Origin of the sequence: Acinetobacter gandensis (genome assembly GCF_001678755.1) — a bacterium.
GTDB lineage: Bacteria > Pseudomonadota > Gammaproteobacteria > Pseudomonadales > Moraxellaceae > Acinetobacter > Acinetobacter gandensis.
The window spans coordinates 166,572-189,650 of the sequence record NZ_LZDS01000001.1 but is presented as its reverse complement, the minus strand read 5'-3'; the positions used below and the strand labels follow the sequence as shown (position 1 = coordinate 189,650).

Below are 23,079 nucleotides of genomic sequence, written 5' to 3'. Positions count from 1 at the left end.
GGCTTTTTTGTTTTTGGTGTAAAGTGTTTGCAGTAAAAAGTGATGATTAAGATCACCATTAAGAAGTGAGTACAACATGAGTTATTTTGGTACAGATGGCATTCGTGGTAAGTTCGGTGAGCTCCCAATTACCCCAGAATTTGCTTTAAAATTAGGGTTTGCTGCAGGTAAAGTATTAAAACAATACAGTAAAAAAGCGAAGCCAATTGTTGTACTGGGTAAAGATACCCGTTTATCAGGTTATATTTTAGAGTCAGCTTTACAAGCAGGTTTAAACGCTGCTGGTGTATACGTGCATTTACTTGGGCCACTTCCAACACCTGCAATTGCGCATTTAACTCGTGCACTGCATGCAAGTTTGGGTATTGTGATTTCAGCTTCGCATAATCCCTATTTTGATAATGGTATTAAATTCTTCTCAAGTGAAGGCAAAAAGTTGCCAGATGAAATTCAAGAAGCCATTAACAAAGAACTTGAAAATGATTTAGTCATCGAAGACCCAGCAAACTTAGGTAAAAGTGTGCGTGTCAAAGATGCTAATGGTCGTTATATCGAATTTTGTAAATCGACGTTCCCATACCATTTTGACTTAACCGGTTTAAAAATTGTAGTGGACTGTGCCAATGGTGCCGCCTATAGCGTTGGTCCATCGGTATATCGTGAGCTCGGTGCAAAAGTTATTGCCCTATATAACGAACCAGATGGTTTGAACATCAACAAAGATTGCGGTTCAACCCATCCTGAACAATTACAAAAAGCCGTTGTTGAGCACCAAGCAGACTTAGGTATTGCCTTTGATGGAGATGCCGACCGTGTCATTATGGTAGATAAAAATGGTCAGCAAATTACCGGTGATCATATTCTGTATATCTTAGCGACTCAAGCCAATCAAAAGCCTGCGGGTATCGTCGGTACGGTTATGAGTAATATGGCATTGGAAATTGCGCTAGATAAAGCCCAAGTACCATTACTGCGTGCCAAAGTCGGTGACCGTTATGTATTGCAAGGTTTGGAAGAAAAAGGCTGGGTAACAGGTGGTGAGCCATCAGGTCATATTCTGACTTTAGATAAGAGCACCACAGGTGATGCGATCATTGCTTCACTACAAGTGTTGACCGTCATGGTTGAACAAGGCAAAGCCTTGCATGAACTTGTGGAAGGTTTTGAATTATTGCCAAACGTATTAGTGAATGTACGCCTTGCAGCGATGTTTGACCCGTATGCTGTACCAGCTTTGGTGTCTGAATTTGAAAAAGCTGAAGCGCAGTTAAAAGGTCGCGGTCGTATCTTAATTCGTAAGTCAGGCACTGAGCCAGTCATTCGTGTGATGGTTGAGGGTGATAATTTGGATGAAGTGACTGCTTTAGCCAATCATTTAGCGGATGCTGTACGTGCCAATGCGGCATAAGTCATTGGGGATTTTTCCATGAATGATGTAATTAAAGATTTAAGCGAACTGCGTTTAACTTACCAAAAAGGCGAGCTACACGAAGATCAGGTCAATGCTGTGCCACATGAGCAATTTTTGTTGTGGTTTAATCATGCATTAGAAGCGCAGCTACATGAACCGTATGCCATGTCATTGGCAACGGCGAATGCCCAAGGTCGTCCGCATGTCCGCACTGTGTTACTACGCGGTGCAACCGAAGCTGGTTATGATTTTTATACCAATTATGACAGCCAAAAGGGCAATGATTTAGCAGAAAATCCTTATGCTGAATTGTTATTTTATTGGCAAGAGCAAGAACGTCAGATTCGTGTGAGTGGTCGTGTAGAAAAGATTTCACTGTCTGAGTCAACTGACTACTACCATAAGCGTCCGCGTGATAGCCAAATTGCTGCACACATCAGTACGCCACAAAGTGGGATAATTGAGAGTCGTGAGGAGTTGCAACAGCGTTTTCAAAACCTGCATGACCAAGTGGAAGCGAAAGCCGTGTTAGCCAAACCTGAGTTTTGGGGTGGTTATCGTTTAGTGCCAGATTATTACGAATTTTGGCAAGGTCGTCCAAATCGCTTGCATGACCGTTTGTGCTATGTAAAACACGATGATCAGTGGGTTTTACAGCGATTGATGCCTTAAATGTCGAATATTTTAATTCAACAACGACCTTATTTGACACGCCCTGAAGATATTCAGGGCGTTGCCCCATTTATTGCAGATTTATTGGCGCGGCGTGGGGTACAGTCAGCACAAGAACTTGAGTTAAAACTGAAGCATTTGCATGCCCCTAACTTAAAAGGTTTAGAGCAAGCGATTGAACTGATTGATCAAGCAATTGATACTCAAAAGAAAATCGTCATTGTTGGTGATTATGACGCCGATGGTGCAACCAGTACAGCACTGATGATCTTAGCACTGCGCGAGATGGGCGCAGATGTTGAATATTTGGTTCCTGATCGCTTCAAATATGGGTATGGCTTGACACCTGCCATCGCGGATCTGGCTTTTGTAACCTATACGCCCGATATGTTGATTACTGTAGATAATGGTATCTCCAGTCATGCTGGGGTAGAGCAAGCGCAAGCACATGGTATGCAAGTGATCATTACTGATCACCATCTCACGACCAAAGCGACGCCACAGGCAGAAGCCGTGGTAAACCCAAATCAATTGGGCTGCGAATTTCCAAGCAAAGCGCTGGCAGGGGTCGGTGTTGCATTTTATGTGTTAGCTAATTTAGCTAGCCATCGAAAAAAATGCGGTAAATCTTCGGCGAATCTTTCGCAATATTTAGATTTGGTCGCTTTGGGCACTTATGCCGATGTTGCCAGTTTAGATTTAAACAATCGTATATTGATTGATGCCGGTTTAAAGCGTATTCAACAAGGACTCTGCCGACCAGGAATTAGTGCCTTATTAGATATAGCTGGACGTGATCCAAAAAGTCTAAAAGCACAAGACTTGGGTTTTGTGATTGGTCCACGCTTAAATGCGGCGGGGCGTATGGAGACCATGGATATTGGGATCGAATGCCTGATTGCGGCCGATTTAAGTACTGCTTATCCTTTAGCACAGCAACTCAATCAACTGAATGTAGAACGTCGACAAGTCGAAGGGCAGATTAAACAAGAAGCCTTAGCTGAACTTGAACATATCCAATTGGATCATAATGATTTGCCAGCGGCATTAATCATGTTTGAACAACATTGGCATCAAGGTGTGATCGGGATTGTTGCTGGGCGTTTAAAAGAACAATTTCACCGACCCGCGATTGTCTTCGCGGCAGATGAAGATGGGATTCACATCAAAGGTTCAGCGCGCTCTATTGAAGGGATTCACATTCGTGACAGTATTGAACGCATTGCAGAATTACATCCACATTTGGTTAGTCATTTTGGTGGTCATGCCGCAGCGGCGGGGTTGACGATCCAAAAGCAGCATTTTGCTGAATTTAAAACAGCATTTGAAGCCTTGATTGCAGAGCAAGATGAGAGTCTATTTCAGGCGACCATTTGGACGGATGGGGTGTTGCCTGATTTGGCATTTAATGTTGATACGGTCGAAATATTACAGAATTTAAGTCCATGGGGACAAAAATTTCCTGCGCCAGTTTTTGATGGCAAGTTTAAGATTATTGACTATCGTTGGTTAAAAGATGTGCATCTTAAATTGAAAGTGGCATTGGATAATGGCCAAATGGTCGAGGCGATCGCCTTTAATGCTGCAGATAAATATGATTTCAATCCGATGCTAGATCAGGTTCACTTAGTTTATGAACTAGATAAAAATGAATATCGTGGAAATGTGAGTTTGCAGTTGCGGGTGCTGCATTTAATGCAATAGCGAGAACATAAAAAAACCGCTCAGAAGAGCGGTTTTTTTTATGGTTTTGACTTCAATGGATTAGAAGCGGTATTTCGCTGCTACACCAAATGAATTGTAGTCATTGTTGCCAACTTCACCGAAACCAACACGACCTTCAAGGCTCACTTGTTGGTTGAAGAATTTACGTGCATTGATCCCTACTTCGTTACGATCAGTGACATCGTTGTTGTAGTAGTCAGCACCAACACTGAAGGTTTTATCAATGAAGTAATCAGCTGCTAGATTGAATTCATCTAGATCACCGAATGCTGCACCCGCTTCAAGGTTGATGTCTTTACCATTGCTTAAAGTTGTTACGTATTTAGCACGTAAAGTTGGATCTACACCGTCGTCATCGTCATTGTCCCAACCTTTTAGACCGGCAGCAACTAAGAAACCAGGTGCAGGAAGGTAACCCACTTCAGCTGCATAATAAGTTGTATCGTTGTCTATTGTGCCGACTGCAGTGTCAACTTCGACATTATTACGGCTTACATCACCAGATACATAGAAATCTGAGTTTGGTACGAAGTATTCGATACCAACGCCATAAGTATTGTCGTCAACATTGCCACGATCAGCGAAAGTTGCGTGTGCATTTACGTTACTTGCACGGTTTAAGAATGCAGCTTCTGCAAGAGGAGCGTTACGCGTTTGAACAGGGTTGAAGTAATAAGTACCGTTTACACCAAATTCACTGCCAGAGCTTCCATTATCTGGGTCGATGTAACCAGCTGAAGCGCCTACTTCTGCTTGATAAGCATGAGCTGTACCTGTAATAGCAAGTGCAGAAAGAAGTGCTGAAGCAATTGCGAGTTTTTTCATGGAAACTACCCCTCTAAATTGTTTGGCTAAATTTAATACATTTTTTGTTACAAGTTTTAGTCTAGAGAATTTTTAAAGATGGTCAATCGCTGCAAAGTTGCGGAACTGTGAATTCGGTAATTTTATGTAATTAAAACTATTTAATATATTGAAAAATATGTATTTATTTATAATGTTTTGTTTTATTAAAACTGTGTAGATAATATGAATTTGTGGGTTGTTTGGTCAACAACTCGACTTTTTTTAAAGTAAATATTACATCGAAAAGAAAAAAGCACCGCAAAATAGAGGTGCTTTTTTATGCAAATTTCTAATTCAAACGAAATTAGAAACGGAAAGTTGCATTGATGTTGAACGCTTGAACGTCATCACCAAAACCAACTTGACCACCGATTGCTAGGTTCGGGTTAAGGAAGTATTTTGAACGAATAGCGAAGTAATCAGTGTCTACGTCACCATCATCTTCGATATTGTAAGATGCACCTACGCTAAATGCTTGATCGAAGTAGTAGTCTGCGCCAATCGTAACAGAGTCTAAATCACCAAAAGCGCCATCTGCTTCTAGGTTGATGTATTGACCATTATTAAGAGGAGCAACATATTTTGCTTTTACAGCAAAACGGTTATCGTCATCACCATCTTCAACTTTAACGCCGTCAACACCAGCAGCTAAAAGTAAATTAGAAACAGGTAAGAAGCCAACCAATGCACGATAAGTCGTTACATCATAGTCGTCTTTATCAGAACCTGACCAACTTGGGAATTTATAGTTTTCTTTGTACTTAACTCGAGAAGTACCAATTTCACCATTTACATAAAATTGTTGATAGTAGTATTCGATACCAGCCGAAATTGAATGTACATCTTGTTCATCAGTTTCAGTACCAAGTTCAACGCCATCAAAAATTGCGTAATCAACGCTTTCTTTACGATTAAAAGCATATTGAGCATAGACGTTGCTATTATGCCCAAGGAATGCGGCTTCATTTAACGGACCATTACCAGTTTTTACTGACTCAAAGTACAATGTACCTTTTACATCAACAGAATGATCTGAATCTGTATAGTCATCATCCCAATCAGTATATGTATAGCCACCATCAATTTGCGCATCATAAGCAAAAGTTGATGAAGTGATAACAGCTAATCCTAGTGCAAGTAATGTCTTTTTCATAAAACCCTCGAAACATTATTGTTGTAAAAAAAATGTAATAAATAGTAATGCGAGCGTATTGTTCATATTATGTGCATTGAAGTCAATGATTTGGATGCTCAATCTGGCTGAAACTGTGCAAATTCTCTGTGATATAATAGGCGGCTATTTAAGCCAAATTTTTTGATTGAGAGTAATTCACGTGGAAATTAATCCGTATCTATTACAGCTAAAAGACTTAAACGACCGTGGTCAAACATTACGGGGGTATCTTTGACTACGATCTGAAAAAAGAGCGTTTAGAAGAGGTTCTACGTGAGCTGGAAGACCCAGCAATTTGGAATGATCAAAATCGTGCGCAAGCGATGGCGAAAGAAAAAGGCGAGCTTGAAAACGTTATTAATGTATTAGAAGGTTTGTCTGCACAACTTGAAGATGCGCAAGCGATGCTTGATTTGGCGGTTGAGGCGGATGAAGAATCCATGCTTGAGGACGTGCAAGCAGAGTTGAGCGCAGCAGAAGAAGAACTCGCAAAACTTGAGTTCCGTCGTATGTTCAGCAACCCAATGGACCCGAATCCATGCTATGTTGAAATTCAAGCGGGTTCAGGTGGTACAGAGGCACAAGACTGGGCGTCTATGTTATTACGTATGTACTTACGTTGGATTGAACGTCATGGTTTTAAAGCTGAAGTGATGGAAGAATCTGACGGTGATGTGGCAGGGATTAAATCTGCAACCATTCGTGTAGAAGGTGAATATGCATACGGTTGGTTACGTACTGAATCTGGCGTACACCGCTTAGTGCGTAAGTCACCATTTGACTCAGGTAACCGTCGTCATACGTCATTCTCTGCGGTCTTTGTTTCACCGGAAATTGATGACAATATTGAAATTGAAATCAATCCAGCTGATGTACGTACGGATACCTATCGTGCCTCTGGTGCTGGTGGTCAGCATATTAACAAAACTGACTCTGCGGTACGTTTAACCCATGCACCAACTGGTATTGTCGTGGCATGTCAGAACCAACGTTCACAGCACGCTAACCGTGACCATGCCTGGAAACAATTACGTGCAAAACTCTATGAATTAGAGATGAAAAAACGTAATGATGCAGCTCAAGCTTTGGAGGACACAAAGTCTGACATTGGTTGGGGTAGCCAAATTCGTTCATACGTTTTGGATGATTCACGTATTAAAGACTTACGTACCAGTGTTGAAAGTTCAAACACCGGTGCTGTTCTTGATGGTGATTTAGATAAATTTATTGAAGCCAGCCTGAAACAAGGTTTGTAATTTAAATTTATTGTAAAACAAAGTTCTATTGTGTTGTTATTAATATATCTAAAATATTCGATATAAAAATCGAAAAAATGCGATATATTAAGCACAGGACGCTGAATAGAACTTTGTTGTTCATTTTATTGTTTGATTAAACCAGTCTGAATTATGGATATTGATTTAATTTTTAAAGCGCTTGCAAATCCTACTCGCCGACAAATTTTGGAATGGTTGAAATCGCCAGAACAGTTTTTGTCTGAAGAGCAATGTGGCGGCTTTAAGCGTGGTGTCTGTGCAGGCAATATCGAAAAATTGGGTAATGTCTCTCAATCGACCATGTCGAATCATTTGTCTGTGTTGCAGCAGGCGGGTTTAATTCAAGCTGAAAAATATGGTCAATGGTCATATTTCTCCCGCAATGAAGTCCTTATTCAGCAATATATTGATTACTTGCAAAACTCACTTTAAAACAAAACCAAAGTGAGCGTCGAGGCAATTATGGCTGAGTTCAATACGCCGCTAATTTTAGGCGATCTCCATCTTAAAAACCGAATCATCATGGCACCATTAACACGTTGCCGTGCAACTGATGATCGTGTACCAACCCCAATGATGGCTGAGTACTATGCACAGCGTGCCAGTAGTGGCCTGATTATTTCTGAAGCGACGGTCATTTCTGAAGAAGCCAATGGTTATCGTAATACTCCGGGCTTATTTACGGATGCACAAGTACAAGGCTGGAAAAAGGTGACAGAAGCTGTACATGCGCAAGAGGGCTTAATTGTCGCACAGCTTTGGCATGTCGGTCGTGTCTCTGACCCAGAACTTTTGAATGGTGAAACACCAGTATCGGCAAGTGCTGTGCAACAAGCGGGTCACGTGAGTTTACTCCGTCCAAAACGTGGCTATGTGGTACCACGTCCACTCGAAATTGCAGAAATTAAAAATATTGTTGAACAATATAAAAATGCCGCTATTCGTGCCAAGGATGCAGGTTTTGATGGCGTAGAGTTACATGCAGCCAATGGCTATTTAATTGACCAATTCCTACAAAGTAAAACCAATTTACGTGAAGATGAGTACGGTGGTTCTGTAGAAAACCGCGCACGTCTATTACTCGAAGTGATTGATGCCTTAATTGAAGTCTGGGGTGCTGGTCGTGTAGGTGTACATTTGGCGCCACGTGGTGATGAACATGATATGGGCGATGATGCTCCACGTGAAACTTTCGGCTATGTAATGGAAAAATTGGGTAAACGCAAAATTGCATTTTTCTTTACACGTGAATATTTGGCAGAAGACAGTATCAGTGAAGAGATGAAAGCACGTTCAGGTGGTGTACCATATATTGCCAATATGCGTTTAAGTCGTGCGGATGCACTTGAATTATTGGCTTCAGGTAAAGCCGATGCTGTTTCTTTTGGTAAGGCATATATTGCCAATCCAGATTTGTATGAACGTTTGCTGGTGAATGCTCCATTGAATGAATTACAGTTAGAAAATATGATTGGAACGGATGTAGCCGAAGGCTATATTGATTATCCAAGCATGAAAAATAAATTTGGTTCAGGCCGTTCAACGTATTAATCGACACTTGAATACGCATTATCCATTAACATGTGGATAATGCTCTGATATATTCTGCCGATTCCATTTGATTTTGGGCGACAACATTTGACTACTCCTTTTTGGTATAACGCTGCTTTAGCGCTGATTAAGCCGCTATATCAATGGCGCATTAAAAAACGTGCGAAGGATGATTTACAGTACCAACAAGAGTGTCTAGAACGCTTTGGGCCATTTCAAGCAGTTAAAAATACGCAGGCGATTTGGTTTCATGTGGTTTCTGTTGGGGAGACTAATGCAGCACAGCCGCTCATTGAGCATTATTTAAAAACTGGTCATTCAGTTTTGGTGACGAATACCACCAAAACAGGTCAAGCTCGAGCAAAATCACTTTTTCTAAAAGAACCGTATGCGCAGCTATTTCAAGCCGTGTATCTACCTGCCGATCAAAAAAAATTAGTTCGTACCTTTATTCAAAAATATCAACCGAAAATGTTGGCCTTGGTCGAAACTGAACTTTGGCCCAATTTACTGATTGAAGCCGATCAAGCACAAGTGCCGTGCTTATTAATAAATGCACGCTTATCTGAAAAGTCGGCTAAGGGCTATGGCAAAGTACCAAGTCTGACTAAGCCGATGTTACGCAGTTTAAAGCAATTGTTAGCACAAGATCAGGCAAGCTGTCAGCGCTTTATTGAATTGGGTATGCCTGAGGAACGGGCAAAAGTGGTCGGCAGTATTAAATTTGATATTGCCGCACCAGCATCTTTTATTGCCCAAGCGGAACAATTCAGACAGCAATGGCAATTGGCGAATCGAAAAATCATTACCTTAGCCAGTACACATGCGCCTGAGGAACAGTATTTACTCACGGCAATGCAGCCCTTTTTAAATCAGCATCCTGAACTGTTATGTATCGTGGTACCACGTCATCCTGAACGCTTTGATGAAGTCTATGCCGAATCGCAAACACTGAATTTAAATACCCAGCGCCGCAGCCTTAATCAGACCATTTTGCCTGATACACAAGTGTATTTAGCAGACAGTATGGGGGAAATGTGGTTGTGGTACGCATTGAGTCAGGCTTGTTTTGTGGGTGGATCGCTAAATGAACCGGGTGGTGGGCACAATATTTTAGAGCCGATCGCGTTAAATGTGCCGACAGTTTTGGGTAAGAATTATTTTAATTTCCAGACTATTGTGGATGAGTTCGTTGCTGCTCAAGGCGTGAGAGTAGTGCAAGATGCAGAACAGGCTGCTCAGGTGTTGTTTGAGTTAATCGAAGATAAGCTTCAAGCTCAGTGTTTGAATGCTGCTGCGCAGCAGATTATGCAAAAGAATACAGGGTCATTGGCTCAACATATTCAAGTGATTGATCAGTACCTTTAAGTTTGAATTTTGCGATACATTAATTTTTATTAGGCAAGTTTTATCACCGCCTTATTTTATTGTGATAGTCGAACATCCTATTCGTAGGCATAATCTACTTTTAAAGGATTAAAAGTAGCAAAAATCCTTTGTACGCTGGAGGTACTTCCTGTACCTCAGCGCACTGGCGACATCCATGTCGCCTGTCCTCAATGACATATGCTTTGCGTGAATTGATATGGTTATTTATGAACATCGTCTTGCTTGATCCTCGTCAAACTGAATCTGAACTTTGGAGTATTAGCGCCAAACGTCAAATTGAGCATTTAACTACGCATGTGGATATTCAAGTGGGCGATACCCTGAAAGTTGGCATTCGAGAAGGGAAACGCTATTTAACCGAGATCGTGAGCATTGACGAGACTTGTGTTCAACTCAAACCATTACAACAAGAAATTGTTCCAGCAAAGCATCCCGTGACTTTAATTGTGGCGATGCCACGTCCCAAAGTATTACGTCGATTAATAATGGATGCAGTGACATTAGGCGTTGAAAAAATTATTTTGCTGCATAGTTGTCGGGTGGATAAAAGCTATTGGCAGACGCCTTTTTTACAGCAAGTAGATCAATACGTGACTTTGGGTTTAGAACAGGCAGGCGACACTATTGCACCCAAAATTGAACTGTATAAACGCTTTAAACCCTTTGTCGAAGATATCTTGTCTGGACTCATTACAGCAGACTGTCCAGCCTTTGTTGCACATCCTTATGCCGAACAGCCGATGCCATATGCACTTCAGCATCCTTGCACGATTGTCATTGGTCCGGAAGGTGGCTTTATTCCGTATGAGGTCGATTTGCTCATAAAAAACGGCTGCCAGGCAGTGAGCCTTGGCAACCGTATTCTCCGTACTGAAACGGCGATTTCGTATGTTTTAGGTCGACTGTTTAGCGCGAGCTGAGGCATCCTCATGGCCATCGCCACGATAGACTTTCACTTCCTGCACCGGATATGGAATCGAAATGTTATGTTCAGCAAAGGCTTGAATCACCCGTTCCTGAACGGCACTGATTGAGGTGCCTATGCCTGTTTCAGTGGTATTGACCCACCATAAGGCTTTGAGGGTAATCGAGAAGTCTGCCAGTGCAATCACATTGACGCTAAATGCAGGTTGACTCAGGATGGTCGGATCTTTATCCAGAATTGCAGTAATAATATCCTTGGCTTTCTGGATATCATCTTCATAACCGATCCCGACCGAAAATTCACAGCGGCGACGGGTATAAGCAGTATTCACTGTGACTGCACTGGTATAGACCGTAGCATTTGGAATTACGATACGACGGCCATCTGGAGAGCGTAAAAAGGTTGCACGAATCTGGATATCTTCCACGGTACCTTCCATGCCATTGACGATAATGTCATCGCCAATCTTGAAAGGTTCGCCCAGTAAAATCAGTACACCTGAGAGCAGGTTCTGGAAAATATCCTTAAATGCGAAACCGATCGCCACCGAACCAATCCCAAGCGCACTCATCAGCTGACCTGGGGTGAAACCTGGAATCGCAATCACCAGCCCGATTAAAACACCGAAGAAAACAATCACGGTACTACCGACACGGTTCAGCACCAGCACCAGATTCTGTCGGGTATAAGTACGGTTTTCTAAAGTCTTACGGACAAAAAACTTAAACAGTTTTGACAGTAACCAGAAAATGACAATGACTGTTAGCGCAATACAGAAATAAGGCACACGCTCCCAGAAACCCTCCATGATCTTGTCAATGGTGCTATAGGCATCATTGTACTTGGAGGTATGTTCGATCACAGTTTGGGCAGTTTTTTCAGTCGCCTGATGCAGGAGCTCAGTCGTCCCTTCAGTTACCTGGCTTAAAGTATTCTCTTGCTCAGCCACAAAAACTCCACAATTTAAATTTCGCTTATTTTGCCTCAACTACAGCAAAAAATTAACAACAGCGAAGTTTATACACAATATATTTATGCAAAACAGACACAATTGGTTTAAAAGAACTCAGTCGTTTTTTGTTTCACTTCACTTGGGATTCTTGAAGGTTCACCTTCACTCATATAAGAGAATAATGCAGTCGTCGCCAATAGGCTCAATACGGTAAAAATGATTACCAGCCAAGCTACAATCTTTTCCCAGACGGGGCTTGTACGTATTGGGCCATACTGATTGCTGCCTCTTGTTCCTGGAAAAAGCAGGATATAGATCCAGACAAAAAGATTGATCAAAGGCACAAAGAATAGCAGCATCCACCAACCACTGCGGTCCAGATCGTGTAAGCGCCGTACCGTAATCACAATACCGAAATACAGGTAGACCAGCATGATTGCCAAGGCAAACAGGCTGGACAGGCCATGTAGGGAAATTTGCCAGTTCGAATCTACCGATAGGCTGGCAATGTTCACAATATCAATACTTAAACCTAGCGCAATACTGCTGCATAAGAAAATAAACTGTAAAAATGCAGACCAGGCAATAAAACTTAAACGTCCAAATCGGCCCCTGATCGATAAGGGATGATCTGCTGCAGGAAAAGGAGGAGGGAAATAGGAAGGGTCAGTTGAATTCATGGGCAAGATCCTAAGCCTGTATAAAATACAGCGAGAGTGGGAGACTCATTTTATTTGACGATAGCAATATCTGGCTGACTTTGGCCATAGTGAGCGTTATCCGAAGTTATTCTGATTGAATTTGAATAAATAATCTACGACGAAAGCATGATTGTCGGATTTGAAATATGCAGTACATACTGCCATTATGCATAAAAAACAATCAACAAAATGCCATCAAGCTCTCGTGATGAGATAGAACAAGATCAAGGAAGCGAACAATGAAAGAAATCTATCTAGTACCAGCAGAATTTAAGAAAACCGCGCGTACCACTGATACAGAGTATTTTGAGCGTTATCAGCAATCCATTGAACAACCGGACGAATTTTGGGCGGAACAGGCGCAAAAGCTTGACTGGATCAAGCCATTCACTCAAGTAAAAAATACTAACTTTCATCAAGATAATTTCAAAATCGAATGGTTTGCTGATGGTGAGCTCAATGTCAGTGCCAATTGTTTAGATCGACACCTAAAAGAGCATCCACATAAACCGGCTATCATTTGGGAAGGGGATCATCCCTCACGGCATAAAATTATTTCCTTTGAAGAATTGCATGATGAAACCTGCCGTTTTGCTAATGTATTGAAAAAACATGGGGTAGGTAAAGGCGACCGTGTAGTGCTGTATATGCCAATGGTGCCAGAAGCTGCAATCGCTATGTTGGCTTGTACGCGGATTGGGGCGGTACATTGTGTGGTCTTTGGCGGTTTCTCACCGGATTCATTAGCCAGTCGTATAGAAGACAGTCAAGCGAAAGTGGTGATTACTGCTGACTGTGGTATGCGAGGCGGTAAGCCGATCCCACTTAAAGAAAATGTGGATGTCGCATTAGACATTCAGGGTACAGCATCGGTGCAAAATGTGATTGTGGTACACCGTACTGGTAACCCAATTGAAATGAAGCCTGAGCGTGACTTGTGGTACCACATGGAAATTATGTCAGTGAATGACATTTGCCCACCTGAACCCATGAATGCCGAAGATCCACTGTTTATTTTGTACACATCAGGTTCAACAGGTAAACCAAAAGGTGTTTTGCATACCACTGGCGGCTATTTAACCTATGTCAATTGCAGCTTCCGTGAAGTTTTTGACCTTAAACAAGATGATGTATTTTGGTGTACTGCCGATGTCGGTTGGATTACGGGACATTCTTATGTGTTGTATGGGCCATTGTCGAATGGTACAACCACAGTCATGTTTGAAGGTGTACCACAATATCCAAGTTGGGCTCGGACCGGACATATTGTCGATAAGCACAATGTCACCATTCTCTACACCGCACCAACTGCGATTCGCGCGATGATGCGTGAAGGGGATGCCTTTGTTCGTGAAAGTGACCGCAGCAGTTTACGTCTCTTAGGTTCGGTGGGTGAACCGATTAACCCTGAAGCATGGAATTGGTACTATACCGTAGTGGGTGAAAGCCGTTGTCCAATTGTCGATACATGGTGGCAGACGGAAACAGGCGGCTTCATGATTACCCCATTGCCAGGTGCAACTGATTTGAAACCAGGTTCTGCATCACGTCCGTTCTTTGGTGTACAGCCTGCAATTGTCGATGCAGATGGCAACGAACTTGAAGGCGCAGTGGAAGGAAACTTAGTGATTAAGGACTCTTGGCCTGGGCAGATGCGGACGATTTGGGGTGATCCTGAGCGCTTTATTGAGGCCTATTTCTCTACCTATCCAGGCACATACTTCACTGGAGATGGTGCGCGCCGAGATGAGTCGGGCTATTACTGGATTACAGGTCGTGTGGATGATGTTTTGAATGTTTCAGGGCATCGACTGGGTACAGCTGAAATTGAAAGTGCCTTGGTCGCACATGATGCTGTAGCTGAATCGGCGGTTGTGGGGATGCCACATGATATTAAGGGGCAGGGAATTTGTGCCTTCGTGACCTTACAGGCGGATGCTGTCGAAACAGATGAATTACGGCAAGAATTGGTAGCGTGGGTACGTAAAGTATTAGGTCCTGTGGCAACTCCTGATGCATTACACTGGGCACCCTCGTTACCGAAAACACGTTCAGGTAAAATCATGCGTCGTATTTTAAGAAAAATTGCGGCAAATGAGCTAGATAGTTTAGGCGATACTTCGACGTTGGCAGAGCCACAAGTGGTCGAGCATCTAATTGCGACAGTGTATCCAAAGTCATAAGGACTTATTAGCAATAAAATTATGATTGAGAGCACCTTCTCCCTCTTGGGAGAAGGTTTGGAGCAGGAGAGGTACTTCTTACACATTCTTTTATGTTAGGACATAAAAGTGCTCCTTCCTTAAAAATAAGCGCGAACGTTCATGATATTTGATCATTACACAAACGACGTATGCAAAATTTAGCCCATGAAGTTATCTAACTTTAGGCATTGAATCCATCCCAAGATATAGATTTTAGAGATATAGACTGCAGGCATTTAGCTAAGCCATATGCCTCAGCTTTGTTAAGCTAAAACGGTAATAGAATAATCAGACAGACTTATGAATGCTTCTACTCAACTGACTCAAACACCTATTGAAATTGCACAACAGCTGGCGGCTGAATTTGCCAAGACCGCAGCAGAGCGTGACAAGACCGGAGGAAACCCCAAAGCCCAGCGAGATTTAATTCGCCAAAGTGGTTTGTTGGGTTTATCCATTTCAAAACAATATGGTGGGCAGGGTGCAGATTGGCATACGATTTTCAAAACCATTCAAACCATTGCGCAAGTCGATAGCTCTTTGGCACATGTTTATGGTTTCCATCATTTATTGATTGCGACAGTTCAACTTTTTGCCCAGCCTGAACAATATGGGCCATGGTTTGAACAAACGGCGCGTGAAAATCTATTTTGGGGTAATACATTAAATCCACTCGATCGACGCACGACGGCGTCTCAACTTTCTGAACATGAGTTCATATTTCATGGTGATAAAAGCTTTTGTTCAGGTTCAATAGACTCAGACGTTTTACTATGCTCAGGCTTCAATGCAGAGAATAAATTACTGATCGGGGTGATTCCAACCGCGCGTGAAGGTGTCAGTTTTTTAGGTGATTGGAACAATATGGGACAACGCCAAACGGACAGTGGCACTAGTCATTTTGAGCAGGTGAAAATTCATAAAGATGAATTATTATTGAACCCAGGCCCATTAAGTACACCGTATTCGAGTTTACGCCCTTTGATTGCACAGTTGATCTTTGTACATATGTTCTTGGGGGTAGCCGAAGGGGCATTTGAAACAGCAAAAGAAACGGTACAAAGCCAAAAAGCATGGTCAAAATCTTTAGCTGAAAATGCAGTGAATGATCCCTTTACCCAAAAGCATTTTGCAGAATTTTATGTGCAACTCGAGAGCGTACGCTTGCTGGCTGAAAAAGCGGTTCATACTCTACAATGGGCATGGGATATTGGCGAAGCCCTGGATGCCGAGCAACGAGGTCAGGTGTCAATTGCAATTGCAACAGCAAAAATTGCAGCAACCAATAGTTCATTATTTATAACCCAAAATATATTCCAAGTGATGGGGGCTCGAGCAACTACTGCGAAGCTAAACCTAGACCGTTTCTGGCGTAATGTGCGGACACAGACATTGCATGATCCAATTGATTATAAATATCAAGAGCTAGGTGAATGGGTATTGACAGCTAAAGTGCCCGATCCTAGTTTTTACTCGTAGATCAAAATCAAAAGCCTCCAAATGGAGGCTTTTTTAATATTTAACGTTGGTGAATATTTTCTAAAGTATCAACCAAAGTTCGTGTGGTTTGGTCAATTTCATAATTGACGGTATCACCGACTTGAATGTCTTTCCACGTGGTCAATCGTAGCGTTTCAGGAATGAGATCGACTGAAATTTCTGATGTCGTGCGGTCGACACGGTTCACGGTCAAGCTACATCCATTTAAACCAATAAAGCCTTTGAGAAAGAAATATTTAATATTACCGTTTGGGATTTGAATATCTAAATGCAGGGTATCGCCATGTCGGCTCAGTTGTTTGACTTGAGCCGTACCTTCAATATGTCCATACAAATTATGCCCACCATTTTCAGCACCAACTTTGGCAGAGCGTTCAATATTCACCTCATCACCTGCGCTGAGTAGTTTTAATGTGGTTAAGCGATTGGTCAGGTCAGACACATCAAAATGTACTTGATTTGCGCCAAGATCAATCTGTGTCGCTGTTAAGCACACGCCATTAATTGCCACGCTTGCACCAATAAAAACATCGTGGAAAAAATTCTGATTATTGGAAATCACCAAAGTCGTGAAGCCATTGCCTTGACGAACTTCTAAGACTTTTTCTAAACCTTGCACGATGCCTGTATACATGGAGAACTCTACTCTGTTTTTGCTTATTGTAAGGACTAAATTGAGCGAGGGCTATCTTTCACTACGCTGAAAATATGCATAATATTGTTCAGTCTGTGCAATGTAAAAATTTCAGCCCAACGCTTTAAATATCTCAATCGCACGTAAGCGTGATTGTTTTAAATCTACGATAGGTTTCGGGTAATTTAAGTCTAATTGCAGATTTTTAGCATAAGGCTCATGAATTTGTTTGGCATCAAGATGCGCCAATTCAGGTAACCACTGGCGTAGATAATCACCGTGCGCATCAAACTTTTGCGATTGGCTGATCGGATTAAAAATACGGAAATAGGGCACAGCATCCGTACCTGTAGAAGCACACCATTGCCAACCACCATTATTGGCAGCCAAATCACCATCGACTAAATGTTGCATAAACCATTGCTCACCCAGTCGCCAATCAATCAGTAAATTTTTACTCAGGAACATGGCGCAAATCATACGAACACGGTTATGCATCCAACCCGTTGCTAAAAGTTGCCGCATGCCAGCATCGACAATAGGAATACCTGTTTGACCTTGCTGCCAGGCCTCTAGATCTTGCGGGGCATCACGCCAAGCTATGTGTGCTGTCTTGATTTGAAAGGGCTGATGTTTAGAAACACGCGGAAAATCAAACAAAATATGTTGATAAAACTCTCGCCAAAGTAATTCATCTAGCCACGTTTGTTGTCCTTTGCCTTCTAAATGAAAGTAGCCGTTTTGCTCACGAAATAAGGCTTGTAGGCATTGACGAATCGATAAAATTCCAAGGTTCAAATATAACCCAATGCGACTGGTACTGTTCAGCGTAGGAAAGTCACGCTCATCCGCATAATGGGTTAGACCATGAGCCATAAATTCATCTAAGCAATGCTGTGCATGGGCTTCACTCATTGGCCAAAGCGTTTGCTGTTCAGCACTGATCTTCGCCGAATAAAAATCATCTAGAGTGAAGGGTGTTTGCCACAGGGCATGCTTGGCTAAAGCGGTTTGCGCATCAATGGCTGGGTAGCAACTCGGTATACTGATGCTGAGTCGTTCATAGCAACTTTTCTTAAATGCGCCAAAGACTTGATAAGGTTTATTGGATTGATTTCGAATGCTACCGACTGGAAAGAGGGTTCGATCATGATAAAGCTGTACCGAGATCCCTTGCTGTTCTAATTGTTGTTGAACCTGCGCATCGCGTCGTAGTTCATTCACACCCAATTCAACATGTGCATGTACTTGTTTAATTTTTAGTTCCATACAAATTTCACCGAGTGTATGGGCAATGCCAGACCATAGCGGAATATGTTGGATGATGAGCGGAATATTCAACGTGTCCAATTGCTGACGCAAAATATGAAGTTGCCTTAAGTAGCAATCAATTTTTATTGCAGCATCGTCATGAAGTGCCCACTGCTGTGGGGATAGTGCTATGAACGCAACCGTTGGACCAGATTGTCGAGCATGCCAAAGTGCAGTGTGATCTTGCAGTCGTAAATCTTGGCGAAACCAAACCAATTGCATAGCTCTACCTTTGTGGATGCAGCATAAGATTGAACAGTGTATAAAAATCTAAATGAGTTATAAACGCAAAGAAGTTGTTTTTATGCTTTGCTTTGGGATAAGGCAAACGTTAGTACATCGCATGATATGGAGATTTTTGCTTAATTTGATATGGCGGTGATTCTAGTCAAGATTACTTTGAAGGTGATTAAGTTGAAGTCATCAAGCTGTAGCACATTTCCAGGCTCAAAAATAATTTTTAAATTTCGATTTTTATCTGAAGCGCGCACTATTCATTGCTCATGTTTTGATGTCATTTCTATGCGTGCCGATCTTATCTTTTATCCATCCGCATAAAAAATCCCCCAAGCCGAGCCTTGGGGGATGAAATTGGAGTTACCATTCTATCGTTATTATGCTGATTGTATGGACTTGTACAGAATCAGTTTTAAGCTGATTTTGCTGACACAACTTGCTGCTGTTGTGCTTCAAGTTCACGAACCAGTGGCAACACTTTTTCACCGAAATATTCAACTTCTTCAATAAAGTGTAAGAAGCCAGAAAGAACCAAATCGACACCTACACTTTTTAATTCGACAATGCGTTCAGCAATTTGCTGTGGTGTGCCAATTAAGTTGGTTTTAAAACCATCGTTATACTGAACTAAATCTTCAAAAGTTGATTTTGCCCAGTTACCTTCGCCTTCAGCCGTGGCAGCACCTGCTTCACGTGTCGCATCACCAAATGAATTCACCGCTTGGATATTGGCTTTGGCAATGATTTCTTGGAGTACCGCTTGTGCTTCTTCTTCAGTATCACGGGCGATCACAAAAGCATTCACACCAATTTTGACCTGATGATTATTGGCCTTGGCTTTTTCACGAATATCATCAATTTGTTTTTTTAGTTCGGCTGGTGTGTTGCCATTGGTGAAATACCAATCTGATACACGTGAAGCCATATCTCGTGCTGCACGTGAACTTCCGCCTTGGAAAATCTCAATATGTGGTTTTTGGATGGGTTTAGGCGACAGCGTGTAGTCTTTAAACTGGTAATACTTACCATCAAAATTAAAGTTATTTTGAGTCCAAACGCCTTTTAAGCTACGGATAAATTCTTCAGAACGTGCATAACGTTGGTCATGCTCCGGCCATTCTTCACCGATGGCATCAAATTCACCGTGGAACCAACCACTCACGACATTAATGGCAATTCGGCCATTGCTTAGATGGTCAATCGTGGCCAATTGTTTCGCGGCCAAAGCCGGTTTCCAAGGGCCTGGCAAAATAGCAGCAATCACTTTGAGTTTTTCTGTTTTGGCTAAAATACCATGACTGAAGCTGACTGATTCATGCTGATTTTCGGCATTATAACCAGCGGTGAAACGAATTTGCGTCAAGGCATATTCGAAGCCACTTTTTTCTGCTGCTTGGGCAAGACGGAGGTTGTAGTCATAGCTCCAATCGGTACGTTGTTCGATATTACTAACCACCAAACCACCGCTCACGTTTGGTACCCAATACGCAAATGTTATGTTTTTATCTTGTACTGACATTTTGCAAACCCTCTGGATATAAGTGCTAACGCTGCATTAAGCGACTTGTGTTTGTGGTGGTTTTTTGCTGTGTAGGCGTGCTTCAGCCGCATCTAAATTAGGTACAGCAGCAGATGGCAGCACTTCTTCTTGTTCGATTTGTTTATTAATGCCCAAGTTTTGGTTAGCTTGTTGTGATTTTTCTTTTACGACTTCAGCACGTTGACCTTTTGCAGGAGCCCATTCCAAAATTGGTAAAGCACGTGCAACTGCAAGGGTAATACGGTCACGTAATAATTCACTGTGAATGGTGTATTCAGGTGTGAAGTCTTTATCAGTTGCATACACACCAATTGGTAGTGTTTGTGCTTGGAAGAAGCTAAATAGTGGACGTAGTTGATGTTCAAGTACCAATGCATGACGCTCAGAACCACCTGAAGCTGCGAGTAAAACAGGTACGTCAACCAAGGCTGTTTGTTCAACAAAGTCAAAGAAATGCTTAAATAAACCAGTGAACGATGCACGGTAAACGGGTGTACCTACAATTAACGCATCAGCAGCTTCTACCGCAGCTAAGTCATCTTGTACACGTTGTGGCAATTGGTTGCGGTAAATTGCACCACCCAATAGATTGCCAATTTCGCTAAACTTAATGAAATGTACATTGATAGGTGTTGCATCACCAAGTTCATCAATAATGGCTTGAACCAATGCTTCAGTTTTTGACGGGTTGTTTAGACCACCTGACACAGCAACAATATTCAGGGGTTTTTGTACATTTAAATTAGACATTTTTTAAACCTAAAAGGATGGTTTCTCGGAATGCCTTTTATTAATCCCGATGGGGGGTATAGCTGTAAAATAACCAAAATCAGAAAAGTTATCTGATTTTAAGATATGCGCTGAATAGGACTAAATTAGTTGGAATAAAAAAAATAAATTGTTGAAATATCAACATATATTGCTTTTAGATAAGCTTTTTTAGTTGCTTGATAAAATTTATATGAAAATGTGATTAGATTTAAAGATTTATAGAAAATGAGAAGAATTGCGCATTTTGTGCAGAATTTCTACATATTAAATGCAAAAAATTAAGTTCTTGCATATCCATCACATAGCATGTGTGGTTAGAATAGGGTCATTGTGCACAAGATCTCTCCACCTTGCTTATGAATATTTTAATCGTTGATGATCACCCGCTGTTTCGTCATGCTTTAATTCAGGCGGTTCGTTATAGTTTGCCTCAGGCGCAAATTCATGAGACTGCAGCAGTCAATGAATGCTATGAACGACTTGAAAATGGCCCTGAGCCAGATCTTGTTTTGCTTGATCTTAACCTTCCAGGTGCTTCAGGCTTTTCAGCACTCGTGCATATTCGTGCTCAGTTCCCGTCGATTCCAATTATTGTGGTTTCTGCACATGAAGAATCTTCAATTATTCAACGTGCTATTGCGCACGGTGCAATGGGCTATATCCCGAAATCGGCACATCCGAGTCATATTGGTGAAGCCATTCGTCAAGTGCTTGAAGGTGAAATTTGGTTGCCGCCAAATTTACCAGCCAACATGAACTTTGACCCACGCGCAGCAGATGAAACAGCATTGGCTGAACGTATTCAGTCACTCACACCACAACAATTCCGTGTATTGATGATGGTGGCTGAAGGTCTATTGAATAAACAAATTGCTTATGAACTTGATGTGTCAGAAGCAACCATCAAAGCACATGTCACTGCAATTTTCCGTAAACTAGGTGTGCAAAACCGTACGCAAGCAGTTCTAGCCATTAATGCATTAAATATTGATGAGAAAAAAATCTAACAAGATTCAATGCAATAAAAAAGACCTCCATTTGGAGGTCTTTTTTATGCTGATGCATTTATATCAAACAGAATCTAGATCAAAGAGATCGATTACAAGGTTTAAGCGATATAGTCTTGTTTTGGAGTGAGATCAGTACAGTACAGTGGGTTTAGTGCACACTGTAATTCATCAATTTGTTCATCAGACACATAGCCACGTGATTTTAAATAATCAGCTACACGATCATCACGTAGACTTAAAAATGCCGCATCATAGACACCAAGATCAACAAACAGCGCCGCTGTTTCTAAGCTATTGAATCGATCTAAATAGACGTCGTTGTCATACATTAAGAAAATATGATCTTGATTTGAGTTGGCATGTACACCTAGACGCTGTGCCAATTCAAATGGTGAGGTTTTAATAAAGAGCAAATCTGACAATTCATCAAATTGGGTTTTGTCGAGTTGGTTTTGATCAGTTTTGACTTTACCGAGCCATGCTTTAAAGACCAAGACGGCACCACCACGCAGTAACATGCTCCAAATTTGATGACGGGTTGCTTCACTTAAGCAATTACTCTCAGCCTCTAGACTTTGTAACAGAAGCTCTTCTTGCTCAGCCAAACGATCGAACAATCCAAGTCCTTGCGGCTTATAGGCGTTGTGTGCGAACACGTCAAAATTTAGTTCATCAAAAACTTGCAGGGCGAGGGGAACAGCGCTGCGGTATAAGGTTTCGAGTGCGGCGATTTGTGTCTCGTCGAGCTTACTGAATTTGAACAAAGTCGACCAATCAATTTCTGGCAAAATTGAATTAACACCATATTGACGATGAAATTGTAGGTTTTGATCGAAACCATGTGGAACAACTTTAGAAATATTCACAATAGACTCCTTATTGAGTGATCGATCAGCTTCTCAAATGGAGTGGGTGAAGGCTCATTAAAGATGTTAGAAACTGATCAATTTCTTATGATCATTTTTAGATCGAAGACTGCTGTATAAATATACGACTAAAGTTTTAATTTTATTTTTTTAGTATTAAAACTACTTATTTATCAATGATATTTTAAATTGTAACTAAGTGTACAAGTGTTCACTTATAGATTGGTTATTTTTTGCCATAGGCATTCGAAAATTGATGATTTTGGTCAATATATATGCGTGAATTTGGGCTGATTTTGAAATATTTTGCCTGTGAGCAATGATCTTTCGCCATTTGAGTAATTGAAAGTAAATTCTTGGTAAAGAAAAGCCCATTTCATGTG

Annotated in this window: 20 protein-coding genes; 11 read left to right on the top strand and 9 right to left on the bottom strand. The window is 41.6% G+C overall.

What is annotated here, in order from left to right; translation table 11 throughout:
* Positions 1 to 76 precede the first annotated feature (76 nt).
* Genes glmM through recJ form a run of 3 tightly spaced genes read left to right on the top strand, consistent with a single transcriptional unit; the run spans position 77 to position 3,787 of the window.
* Positions 77 to 1,408 carry a phosphoglucosamine mutase gene (gene glmM, locus A9J31_RS00885; protein WP_067761601.1) on the top strand — a complete coding sequence of 444 codons (1,332 nt, stop codon included), beginning with the start codon at positions 77 to 79 and terminating at the stop codon, positions 1,406 to 1,408.
* An 18-nt stretch (positions 1,409 to 1,426) separates the two neighbouring features.
* Positions 1,427 to 2,083 carry a pyridoxamine 5'-phosphate oxidase gene (pdxH, locus tag A9J31_RS00880; protein WP_067761599.1) on the top strand — a complete coding sequence of 219 codons (657 nt, stop codon included), beginning with the start codon at positions 1,427 to 1,429 and terminating at the stop codon, positions 2,081 to 2,083.
* Complete coding sequence (gene recJ, locus A9J31_RS00875) at positions 2,084 to 3,787, top strand: single-stranded-DNA-specific exonuclease RecJ (RefSeq protein WP_067761597.1); 1,704 nt, start codon at positions 2,084 to 2,086, stop codon at positions 3,785 to 3,787.
* A gap of 60 nt (positions 3,788 to 3,847) precedes the next feature.
* Here recJ and A9J31_RS00870 read toward each other — a convergent pair whose 3' ends face one another.
* Together A9J31_RS00870 and A9J31_RS00865 are read right to left on the bottom strand one after the other, a co-directional pair.
* A complete protein-coding gene (locus A9J31_RS00870; RefSeq protein WP_067761595.1) occupies positions 3,848 to 4,633 on the bottom strand; it encodes a putative porin in 786 nt (261 codons plus the stop codon).
* 325 nt (positions 4,634 to 4,958) lie between these two features.
* Positions 4,959 to 5,807, bottom strand: a complete 849-nt coding sequence (locus A9J31_RS00865; protein WP_067761593.1) for a putative porin — start codon at positions 5,805 to 5,807, stop codon at positions 4,959 to 4,961.
* Positions 5,808 to 5,988: 181 nt separating this feature from the next.
* On the opposite strand from A9J31_RS00865, the gene prfB reads away from it, so the two are divergent.
* The 5 genes from prfB (at position 5,989) to A9J31_RS00840 (ending at position 10,965) form a co-directional block, all read left to right on the top strand.
* A protein-coding gene (gene prfB, locus A9J31_RS00860; protein ID WP_150922974.1) for a peptide chain release factor 2 occupies positions 5,989 to 7,084 on the top strand; the annotation gives its coding sequence in 2 pieces (ribosomal slippage) (positions 5,989 to 6,060 and positions 6,062 to 7,084; 1,095 coding nt in all).
* 153 nt (positions 7,085 to 7,237) lie between these two features.
* On the top strand, positions 7,238 to 7,537 hold the full coding sequence (locus A9J31_RS00855) for an ArsR/SmtB family transcription factor (protein WP_067761589.1): 300 nt from the start codon (positions 7,238 to 7,240) through the stop codon (positions 7,535 to 7,537).
* 30 nt (positions 7,538 to 7,567) lie between these two features.
* The gene (locus tag A9J31_RS00850) at positions 7,568 to 8,656 is read left to right on the top strand and encodes an alkene reductase (protein WP_067761587.1); all 1,089 of its coding nucleotides are present in this window, start codon (positions 7,568 to 7,570) and stop codon (positions 8,654 to 8,656) included.
* An 87-nt stretch (positions 8,657 to 8,743) separates the two neighbouring features.
* Complete coding sequence (locus A9J31_RS00845) at positions 8,744 to 10,024, top strand: 3-deoxy-D-manno-octulosonic acid transferase (protein WP_067761585.1); 1,281 nt, start codon at positions 8,744 to 8,746, stop codon at positions 10,022 to 10,024.
* Positions 10,025 to 10,251: 227 nt separating this feature from the next.
* Positions 10,252 to 10,965 (top strand): 16S rRNA (uracil(1498)-N(3))-methyltransferase, encoded by a 714-nt coding sequence (locus tag A9J31_RS00840; protein WP_067761826.1) that lies wholly within the window; start codon positions 10,252 to 10,254, stop codon positions 10,963 to 10,965.
* Here the strand turns inward: A9J31_RS00840 and A9J31_RS00835 are convergent.
* Both A9J31_RS00835 and A9J31_RS00830 read right to left on the bottom strand, forming a co-directional pair.
* On the bottom strand, positions 10,939 to 11,919 hold the full coding sequence (locus tag A9J31_RS00835) for a mechanosensitive ion channel family protein (protein WP_067761583.1): 981 nt from the start codon (positions 11,917 to 11,919) through the stop codon (positions 10,939 to 10,941). The genes A9J31_RS00840 and A9J31_RS00835 overlap by 27 nt on opposite strands.
* A gap of 107 nt (positions 11,920 to 12,026) precedes the next feature.
* Positions 12,027 to 12,602 (bottom strand): DUF805 domain-containing protein, encoded by a 576-nt coding sequence (locus A9J31_RS00830; RefSeq protein ID WP_034703916.1) that lies wholly within the window; start codon positions 12,600 to 12,602, stop codon positions 12,027 to 12,029.
* Between the two features lie 260 nt (positions 12,603 to 12,862).
* Between A9J31_RS00830 and acs the strand changes: the two genes are divergently transcribed.
* Both acs and A9J31_RS00820 read left to right on the top strand, forming a co-directional pair.
* Complete coding sequence (acs, locus tag A9J31_RS00825) at positions 12,863 to 14,806, top strand: acetate--CoA ligase (protein ID WP_067761580.1); 1,944 nt, start codon at positions 12,863 to 12,865, stop codon at positions 14,804 to 14,806.
* Positions 14,807 to 15,127: 321 nt separating this feature from the next.
* Positions 15,128 to 16,306, top strand: coding sequence for an acyl-CoA dehydrogenase family protein (locus A9J31_RS00820; protein WP_067761578.1), 1,179 nt, complete (start codon positions 15,128 to 15,130; stop codon positions 16,304 to 16,306).
* A gap of 40 nt (positions 16,307 to 16,346) precedes the next feature.
* Here the strand turns inward: A9J31_RS00820 and A9J31_RS00815 are convergent, their stop codons facing one another.
* From A9J31_RS00815 to msuE, 4 genes are all read right to left on the bottom strand, one after another.
* On the bottom strand, positions 16,347 to 16,961 hold the full coding sequence (locus A9J31_RS00815; RefSeq protein WP_067761575.1) for a riboflavin synthase: 615 nt from the start codon (positions 16,959 to 16,961) through the stop codon (positions 16,347 to 16,349).
* A gap of 111 nt (positions 16,962 to 17,072) precedes the next feature.
* Positions 17,073 to 18,494 carry a cryptochrome/photolyase family protein gene (locus A9J31_RS00810; RefSeq protein WP_067761573.1) on the bottom strand — a complete coding sequence of 474 codons (1,422 nt, stop codon included), beginning with the start codon at positions 18,492 to 18,494 and terminating at the stop codon, positions 17,073 to 17,075.
* Between the two features lie 427 nt (positions 18,495 to 18,921).
* Complete coding sequence (gene sfnG, locus A9J31_RS00805) at positions 18,922 to 20,028, bottom strand: dimethylsulfone monooxygenase SfnG (RefSeq protein WP_067761571.1); 1,107 nt, start codon at positions 20,026 to 20,028, stop codon at positions 18,922 to 18,924.
* Positions 20,029 to 20,064: 36 nt separating this feature from the next.
* A complete protein-coding gene (msuE, locus tag A9J31_RS00800; RefSeq protein ID WP_067761569.1) occupies positions 20,065 to 20,799 on the bottom strand; it encodes an FMN reductase in 735 nt (244 codons plus the stop codon).
* A 377-nt stretch (positions 20,800 to 21,176) separates the two neighbouring features.
* Between msuE and A9J31_RS00795 the strand changes: the two genes are divergently transcribed.
* Complete coding sequence (locus A9J31_RS00795; RefSeq protein WP_067761567.1) at positions 21,177 to 21,827, top strand: response regulator; 651 nt, start codon at positions 21,177 to 21,179, stop codon at positions 21,825 to 21,827.
* Between the two features lie 101 nt (positions 21,828 to 21,928).
* Here A9J31_RS00795 and A9J31_RS00790 read toward each other — a convergent pair whose 3' ends face one another.
* Positions 21,929 to 22,696: a hypothetical protein gene (locus tag A9J31_RS00790; RefSeq protein WP_067761565.1), complete on the bottom strand. Its 768-nt coding sequence runs from the start codon at positions 22,694 to 22,696 to the stop codon at positions 21,929 to 21,931.
* Positions 22,697 to 23,079 lie beyond the last annotated feature (383 nt).